Source organism: Marinobacter sp. DSM 26671 (genome assembly GCF_900112835.1).
Classification (GTDB): domain Bacteria; phylum Pseudomonadota; class Gammaproteobacteria; order Pseudomonadales; family Oleiphilaceae; genus Marinobacter; species Marinobacter flavimaris.
The window spans coordinates 1-1,541 of sequence record NZ_FONF01000067.1; the positions used below are offsets into that span (position 1 = coordinate 1).

At 54.3% G+C, this 1,541-nt stretch carries 1 rRNA gene; it reads right to left on the reverse strand.

Features of this window, described 5'->3' with window-relative positions:
* Positions 1-1,521 (reverse strand): 23S ribosomal RNA (locus BM035_RS22150); the annotation flags it as partial.
* Between the last annotated feature and the right edge of the window lie 20 nt (positions 1,522-1,541).

Consider the following 1,541-nt stretch of genomic DNA (forward strand, 5'->3'; position numbering starts at 1 on the left):
GAGCAGTCGTCGTCGCGTCTCGAGATTGTGGACCCGGATTTGCCTAAGTCCACTCCCTACTCGCTTAAACCGGGACAACCGTCGCCCGGCTCACCTAGCCTTCTCCGTCTCTCCATCGCAGCTATCCAAGGTACGGGAATATTAACCCGTTTCCCATCGACTACACCTTTCGGTCTCGCCTTAGGGGCCGACTCACCCTGCGCCGATTAGCGTTGCGCAGGAACCCTTGGTCTTCCGGCGTGCGGGTTTTTCACCCGCATTGTCGTTACTCATGTCAGCATTCGCACTTCTGATACCTCCAGCATGCTTCTCAACACACCTTCGCAGGCTTACAGAACGCTCCCCTACCCCGCATACAAAGTATGCAGCCGCAGCTTCGGTGACCAGTTTGAGCCCCGTTACATCTTCCGCGCAGGCCGACTCGACTAGTGAGCTATTACGCTTTCTTTAAAGGATGGCTGCTTCTAAGCCAACCTCCTAGCTGTCTGAGCCTTCCCACATCGTTTCCCACTTAACTGGTACTTGGGGACCTTAGCTGGCGGTCTGGGTTGTTTCCCTCTTCACGACGGACGTTAGCACCCGCCGTGTGTCTCCCGGATAGTACTCACAGGTATTCGGAGTTTGCATCGGGTTGGTAAGTCGGGATGACCCCCTAGCCGAAACAGTGCTCTACCCCCTGTGGTATTCGTCCGAGGCGCTACCTAAATAGCTTTCGGGGAGAACCAGCTATCTCCGGGCTTGATTAGCCTTTCACTCCGATCCACAAGTCATCCCCTGGCTTTTCAACGACAGTGGGTTCGGTCCTCCAGTGCCTGTTACGGCACCTTCAACCTGCTCATGGATAGATCGCCCGGTTTCGGGTCTATGCCCAGCGACTAAATCGCCCTATTCAGACTCGGTTTCCCTACGGCTCCCCTAAACGGTTAACCTCGCCACTGAACATAAGTCGCTGACCCATTATACAAAAGGTACGCCGTCACGGAACAAGTCCGCTCCGACTGCTTGTACGCATACGGTTTCAGGATCTATTTCACTCCCCTCACAGGGGTTCTTTTCGCCTTTCCCTCACGGTACTGGTTCACTATCGGTCAGTCAGGAGTATTTAGCCTTGGAGGATGGTCCCCCCATGTTCAGACAGGATATCACGTGTCCCGTCCTACTCGATTTCACCAGACTCAGGTTTCGGATACGGGGCTATCACCCACTATGGCGGCACTTTCCAGAGCCTTCTCCTACCAGTTGTCTAGCTTAAGGGCTAGTCCCCGTTCGCTCGCCGCTACTTAGGGAATCTCGGTTGATTTCTTTTCCTCGGGGTACTTAGATGTTTCAGTTCCCCCGGTTCGCCTCTTACACCTATGTATTCAGTGCAAGATACCGACCCGAAAGTCGGTGGGTTTCCCCATTCAGAAATGCCCGGATCACAGCTTGTTTGCCAGCTCCCCGAACCTTATCGCAGGCTTCCACGTCTTTCATCGCCTCTGACTGCCAAGGCATCCACCGTATGCGCTTAGTTGCTTGACTATATAACCCCAAGACAACTG